This is a genomic window from Metabacillus sp. YM-086 (assembly GCF_048059995.1).
In the GTDB taxonomy this organism is placed as follows: Bacteria; Bacillota; Bacilli; order Bacillales; family Bacillaceae; genus Metabacillus; species Metabacillus litoralis_B.
This window is the reverse complement of record NZ_JBLUOI010000136.1, coordinates 1-7,198: the sequence shown is the minus strand read 5'-3', so window position 1 is coordinate 7,198 and position 7,198 is coordinate 1. Positions and strand designations below refer to the sequence as shown.

6 protein-coding genes are annotated in these 7,198 nt (G+C 34.3%); all 6 read right to left on the bottom strand.

Going from position 1 to position 7,198, the window contains the following annotated elements; translation table 11 throughout:
* Positions 1-792 (bottom strand): ATP-binding cassette domain-containing protein (locus ACEWK1_RS26890; protein ID WP_416636834.1); only part of this gene is annotated, 792 nt, incomplete at its 3' end.
* A 201-nt stretch (positions 793-993) separates the two neighbouring features.
* Positions 994-2,634 carry a response regulator gene (locus ACEWK1_RS26885; protein ID WP_212137090.1) on the bottom strand — a complete coding sequence of 547 codons (1,641 nt, stop codon included), beginning with the start codon at positions 2,632-2,634 and terminating at the stop codon, positions 994-996.
* Positions 2,627-4,441, bottom strand: a complete 1,815-nt coding sequence (locus ACEWK1_RS26880; RefSeq protein ID WP_212137088.1) for a cache domain-containing sensor histidine kinase — start codon at positions 4,439-4,441, stop codon at positions 2,627-2,629. Before ACEWK1_RS26880 ends, ACEWK1_RS26885 begins: the two co-directional genes overlap by 8 nt.
* Entirely contained in the window at positions 4,431-5,477 is a 1,047-nt protein-coding gene (locus tag ACEWK1_RS26875) for an autoinducer 2 ABC transporter substrate-binding protein (protein ID WP_212137086.1), read from the bottom strand. Before ACEWK1_RS26875 ends, ACEWK1_RS26880 begins: the two co-directional genes overlap by 11 nt.
* Positions 5,478-5,698: 221 nt before the next feature.
* Positions 5,699-6,952, bottom strand: coding sequence for an L-rhamnose isomerase (gene rhaA / locus ACEWK1_RS26870; RefSeq protein WP_212137084.1), 1,254 nt, complete (start codon positions 6,950-6,952; stop codon positions 5,699-5,701).
* Positions 6,953-6,957: 5 nt separating this feature from the next.
* A partial coding sequence (locus tag ACEWK1_RS26865; protein ID WP_416636833.1) for an FGGY-family carbohydrate kinase occupies positions 6,958-7,198 on the bottom strand: 241 nt, incomplete at its 5' end.

Below are 7,198 nucleotides of genomic sequence, written 5' to 3'. Positions count from 1 at the left end.
GTTTCTCACTTCAAGTAGTTTTTCACCGATTTTGTTTTTCTTTGTTGGATAAACTTGAGTAATTTCACGTCCAACCATAGCTACAATGAGTTGATCATTGGTGATTTCGTTAACTCCCCAAGAACCGATATATTTAGAATCTCGAAAAACAGTCACTTGACTTGCCAGACGATACATATCTTCAAAACGATGTGAGATAAAGATGATCGATGCTCCTTGGTCTCTTAACCGCTCCGTAATTTTATATAACTCTTCGCTTTCCCTTGCTGTTAAAGCAGCTGTCGGTTCATCCATAATGATAATTTTTGCATTTGTAGAAATCGCTTTTGCAATCTCAACAATTTGCTGCTGCGCCACACTAAGTGAACCCATTTCAGATTTTGGATCAATTGAAGAACCTAAATCTTGTAAAATAGCTCGAGCTTCTTTATGCATTTCTTTCCAAAGCAGGCGCTTCGTTCCTTTTTGAATCTTTTCGTGTCCCATAAAAATATTTTCTGTTACACTCAAATCCGGATAATTAGTTACATGTTGATAAATGGCGGCAATTCCCTTTTTCTGTGCATCCTTTGGATTTGTAAATGACACCTTTTCGCCATTTAAGAACATATCGCCTTCGTTAGGTGCGTGAACACCTGTGATGACTTTAATAAATGTTGATTTACCAGCACCATTTTCCCCCATTAGGGCATGTATTTCTCCTGCTTTGAGCTTAAAATGGACATTATCAAGTGCCTTTACACCAGGAAACTCCTTTGTAATTCCTTTTAGCTCAAGAACATAGTCAGACATAGTTTCACTCCTAACCAGATGATATCGCTTATAATATCGTTAATTGCTAAACACTTTAGCTTGTAATTTTCTTCAATTGTTATCGCTTACATACATCTTAATAAACATTGAATTGTTGTAGTAGGAGACGATTTTCGGTTTAGGGGGTTAACTTTCTGATGTTTTTTTAAAACAATAAAAAAACTCCCTTTTCATAGGGAGTCAGCTTTGGTCCAAAAAGACCTTCTCTTTATATTTTGATGGTGTTTCACCGTAATGCTTTTTAAATAGCTTACTAAAATATTTCGTGTCTGAATATCCAACTTTCTCTGAAATGTCATAGATTTTAAGGTTTGTGTTTACTAGAAGATCTCGTGCTTTTTCAATTCGTGCTCTTGTTACAAAGTCTAGTACCGTTTCCCCGGTTTGATTTTTAAAGTATTCACAAAAATACGTTGGATTCATATATACTTGACTTGCAATTTTTTGGATCGTGATGTTCTGTTCTAGATGTTTTATAATCCATTTTTTTGCTACATCAATGTGTTCAACATGTTGTACTTCATTATTCCGTATGATAATACCAAGAACCTTTTTAATCCAATGGTACACTTCATTTCTTAACTCTAGAAGGTTCCCGGTTTTCTTAATTAACCCGAACAACTCATCCAGCAAAGGTATTTCATCGTTTTCTTGAGAATGCTTCATAATATAATTGATCATTCGGATTCCAAACACTTGTAATGATTGCTCAATTTCTTCAGGAGAGCTTAGTGTTTGAAACATATTTAAGAAATTGGAAATTTCGTGGTTTATTTTGCTTTGGTCTTTACTATCCAACGATAAAAGGATTTTATTTATCCTATTTTCAATTTCTTTACTATTAGATCCCTTTTTATTACTTTTACACTCTTCAATGGTCGCACTTGTAATGACCTGGTTATGCCCAAGAAGCAAACGAAATTGAATATAAGTAAGCAATTCTTCCTTCAAACTGGCCAGTAATGTGAGATCATTTATTTTTCTACTAACTGCAATTGAACATGTAAATGGCGTGTACTTCTTAATATTTTGTTTTACCTTATCCGCAAACTGAATTGTCTCACGCACAAAGGATTCTTCTTGGATAGAATCTTGACCATGTAGGAGCATCCAAAAGGATAAATCTTCTCCCTTCCATCTCCATATAATATTAAAAGAAGAACTTAAGTTCTCTGTCATTTCTTCACAAATATTATCTAAGGCAAAGCTCCACGCTTTCCAATCTTCCTTTTGAAATAACTTTGACTTACTTGATAGATTATCCATGCTTATATACATTAGCAGGTATTGCCCATTCGGAAAATCCTTTGTCCATTCAAGTTGAGACAAGTCCTGCTTCCAGGTCATTTCACTTAATAACTGCAATTGCTTCACATGAGTTAGTTGTGATGCTTTAAGCTGTACTTCCTCTAGATACTGTGAGTCATGCCAGTTGGAAACAATTTTGTTTTTTATCTTTTCTAATTGTTTGTTAAAATCATCGCGATCAATTGGTTTAATTAGATAATCACTTGCCCCTTCCCGAATGGCTGTTTGAAGAAATTGAAAATCATCAAAACCGCTAATGACCATAGCATGAAAGGAGGCTATTTGCTTTAGCTCTTTAATTAGAGTTAACCCATCAATCCCAGGCATCTTTACATCAGTTATTAACAAATCAAAGTGAAGGTTTTGCTCTTGAACAAGCTTCAAGCACTCGTCACCACTGCTAAAGCTTCCAACTATCTCCCAATCTTCACCTTGAGCTTTAACCAATCTTTCAACGCCACGTCTAAGTCGGGCTTCATCATCAACAAGTATTGTTTTAATACATCTAGGCAATATCCTCACCTCCCGTCATGTCTAGCACTTCTGCTTCTGTTACCATCGGTAATTTTAAAATAACCTCTGTTCCTTCATATGTTCTACTATTTACTTCCAGCCCGTATGGTTCACCGAAAATCATCGAGATTCTTGCATGAACATTAATTAATCCAAAGCTAGAGTCTCGTCCTGCCATTGGGTCTTTTCGAAGAGAAGTATTCAACTTTTCTAATACCTTTTCATTAATTCCAGGTCCATTATCTTTTATTCTTATTACGATTTCATTATCTGAGGTTTTATCAATCGTGATGATAATGATGCATGTCTCATGTTGATCAAGACCATATTTAATCGAATTTTCTATGATGGGTTGCATAATAAATTTTGGAATATAAAACTGATTGGTATTAACGTTTTCATTAATTTCAAACGAAATTCGATCTTCAAATCTAAATTTTTGGATCGTTAAGTAATTGGTTGTATGAGTTAATTCAAATGAAATTGGAACAACTTTGTCCTTGTTATTAAGGGAATATCGTAACATTTTCCCTAATAACGTTACCATTTTTATAACAGACTCTGTTTCTTCTTCCTCAACTGCATATCCAATTGTTTCAAGCGTATTGTACATAAAATGTGGATTAATTTGTGATTGTAAGGCATATAGCTCTGCATTCTTCTGCCGCAGTTCAATTTTGTAATTCTTTTTAATCAATGTGTTGATTTCGGTAATCATCGAATTGAAGCTTTTTGCTAGGGTTCCAATCTCATCTCTTGAATGAATTGAAAGGTCCACATTAAAATTACCTTTTTCAACCTGCTTCATTAATTTTGTTAGTTTTTTTAAAGGATTTGACACATTCCAAGCAAGAATAATTGAAATAACAATGCTCAAGAAAACAACAATTATAAACGCAATGATTGTTCCATATCGAACCGCGTCTGTCTCCTTTGTTAGATCTTTTAATGCGATACTATGGAATACTCTCCAATCATATTGGTGAAAACCCTCCGTACTTATTAAATGATTTTCATCTAATAACGTCGTTTTAAAGCTTCCATTAATATTCGGATAGCTCTCATTTTTTTGATCATATTCTCCAATTAATGTAGGGTTTGTATGGTAAATAATTCTCCCATCAGGATCTGTTATCCAAATGTTTGAGTTCTTATCTTCCTTTAAATTGTTAAGAGCTTTTTCGAAAAAAGACAAATCTATTGCAATAAGAATCGTTCCGAGATTCTCCTGATTCTCATAATCTCTCAATTGTCGCATCAGCACAATGAAAGGTGGATTACCTTTAAATTCTAAATTTGTTTGATAAGGAAGAATGATTTCTTCCCTCCCATTTAGTTCAATATCCTGTCCGTAAGGTAAAGAAGAAGATTCTAGTCCTAATCCGGTAAACGATTTTTTTGTACTCGTAAATAATCTGTTTTTGGATAAAAGAAAGACACCGAGTATATCACTGTTTCCCCCATTAATATATGTTCTTGAAAGATAACTATTTACTAAGAATTCATCTTTTAAAATAGTAGACTTATTTTGAAAAGAATCCTTACGAAGAACCTCTATAACTTGAGAAGAATTATATAGTGCATCCGGCAGCTGTCTTACTTCATTTAATTGATTTTCAATATTTTCATTTGCTTGTTCTAATAATTTTGGAATATATTCTCCAACTTGCTTCTCTATTGACTTTGTATACTGGCTATAAGCGATATAACCTATTATCGAGATTGGAATAACGGTTAGAATCATATACGTAATCATTAGCTTTGTCATTAATTTATAGTTTCTTAAACTAAGATGTTTAAAAATCATATTGATCAACATTTTCCTTTGTAAAATCGATTGGTTCTCCCATTATGACAACATCGTCAATTCTTCTAATTTTTCCTACACCAGGAATCTCCTGATTATCATAAGGATAAGAACCCGTTACAATGTTCTTACTAAGTGCAACTGTTAAATAACCTAGCTTTTTCGGGCTCCATAATGTAATAATTTGAGCAGAGCCATCTTTTAAATATTCATTCATTGGATTTGGAGGCGACAAACCTACTACCGCTATTGAACCCGCTTTTCCGGTCTCTTTTACTGCTTGTGCCGCAGCCGGCGGTCCAACCGATGAGTTGCCGATAATTCCTTTTAGGTTAGGATAATCTTTTATCAACTGCTTAGCGATTAAGTATGCCTTATTAGGGTCATCATCTGTAGCAGCAATTTCCACTAATTTCATATTAGGATAGTATTCTTTTTGATGCTGCTTAATCCACTTCAACCATTCATTAAGATTTGAGGCTGAATTTGCTCCTGTCATTATTGCAAATTCCCCTTGTTCATCCACATTCCATGCGAGTGTATCCATTAAATGTCTTCCTAAAGTTTCAGGATTAACCATATTGATGAAAAAATCTCTTGCTTCCGGCATCGTATCTGCATCCCATGTAATGACCTTAATTTGATGATTTTGTGCTTTTTTTAAGACAGGAACTAGCTTTTCTGGATCATTAGCAGATACAGCAATAACATCTACTTCCTCATTTTGTATAAGTTCATCAATGATTTTTATTTGATGCTCGGAATCTGCGATGGTTGGACCTTTATAAATGACCTTTACTCCTAAGTCCTTCCCTGCCTCCATTGCTCCTTCTTCAACCGCATTAAAATATGGTATATTTATGACTTTTGGTATAATGGCAACTGTATAATCAGAAGGCTGCTGCTTTTCATCGTCCTGTTGTGATGGTTCATTTGTATACAAAACCTTATATTCATTATTGTTAGCCGCACCAAAGTTGCAACCGCTTACAAATAACAACAATAAAACTTGAAAGGAAAAAAGCTTTTTAACCATCATTGTCCCCCTTATGAGACTTATTATCTATATATTATACTATTTCTTTTTATTTAAAGAATACCATATGTTTGATTTCTTTTGAATATTCTATGATTTTATTTGTTATGAATGATTTTTTATATGAGTCTATCCAGCTATTAGTAAAGTAAATTATTAAAAATCGAAAAAGCACAACGCAATATCATTTTTGTTGTGCTTTACTCAATTTGTCTATTTAATTATCTTTGCGACAGAACTTCCTTTTCGTACTTTTTCACATCTTCCAACCAAGTTTCCTTTACAGGAACACCCATTTGCTCACAATAGTAATCCCAAATTGCTCCAAATGGATATGTTTTAAACTCTTCCATTAAAGCTAATCTTTCCGTAAAGTTTCCTTCTTCTTGAAGCAGTTTTAAGTGATTGTTTGGTACAAGCATTGCGTATAGTAAAGATTTAATCATATTACGAGTTCCGATCGTCCATGCTGCTACACGGTTAATGCTTGCATCGAAGAAATCAAGACCAATCATCACTTTGTCTAATGCATTATTACGAACGATTTCAAGTGAGATTTCTTTTAGCTCGTCATCAAGTGTAACAACATGGTCACTGTCCCAACGAACTGGTCTTGAAACATGCAATGCTAGTTTATCGCTGTATAAAAGCATAGAAGAGATCTTGTTAGATACCATTTCAGTTGGGTGATAGTGTCCAGTATCTAATAAGCATAGCTTGTTATTTTTTAATGCGTAACCCATGTAAAATTCGTGAGATCCAACAACATATGCCTCTGAACCAATGCCAAATAATTTACTTTCTACAGCATCGATATTGTATTGCTCATCAATTTCAACTTCAAAAATTTTATCTAGAGACTCTTTTAATCGAACTCTTGGTGTTAGACGATCGCTTGGTACATCTTTATAACCATCAGGAATCCAAACATTCGTCAAAGCTGGTGTTCCTAATTCTTTCCCAAAGTATTCAGCAATTTTTCGGCTAGCAATGCAGTGATTAATCCAAAATTCACGGATTTCTGGGTCTGGATGTGATAGTGTTAGGCCATCAGCAGATTTTTCATGTGAAAATAATGTTGGGTTAAAATCAAGTCCTAGTCCGTGTTCTTTTGCCCAGTTCACCCAGTTTTCAAAGTGTTTAGGCTCTAATCTGTCACGCTCTACAGCTTCACCATTTGTTTCAGCATAAATAGCATGAAGATTTACACGGTGTTTTCCTGGAATTAATGATAAAGCCTTTTCTAAGTCACTTCTTAATTCTTCAGGTGTTCTAGCTTTGCCAGGGTAATTTCCTGTAACGTCAATTCCTCCAGATAACTCCCCTTTGTTTACTTCAAAGCCACCAACATCATCGCCCTGCCAGCAATGAATTGAGATTGGTACTTGTTGTAGTTGTTGAAGTACTTCATCAACATTAATTCCCCATTTTTCATATTCTATCTTTGCTAATTCATAGCTTTCTTTAACTGACATATTGATCATCCTCTCACGTATTGTTGTTTATATGTTTTTACTTCGAATGAATCTTTAATTAATGCTCTAGCTTGTTGAATATCTTCCACTTCTTCTAACGCCATTAGTTGTGCCACAATGTTTCCAATAGCTGTTGCTTCCACTGGACCAGCACATACTTCTTTATTTGTTACATTTGCAAGTAATTGATTAAGCATTTCGTTTTGACAGCCACCACCAATTACATTCACTCTTGGAAAACTTTTC

Bases quoted from the DNA above. Each gene is read 5' to 3' on its own strand.
- ACEWK1_RS26880 (WP_212137088.1), bottom strand. From the start codon at position 4,441: ATGATTTTTAAACATCTTAGTTTAAGAAACTATAAATTAATGACAAAG.
- ACEWK1_RS26875 (WP_212137086.1), bottom strand. From the start codon at position 5,477: ATGGTTAAAAAGCTTTTTTCCTTTCAAGTTTTATTGTTGTTATTTGTA.
- rhaA (WP_212137084.1), bottom strand. From the start codon at position 6,952: ATGTCAGTTAAAGAAAGCTATGAATTAGCAAAGATAGAATATGAAAAA.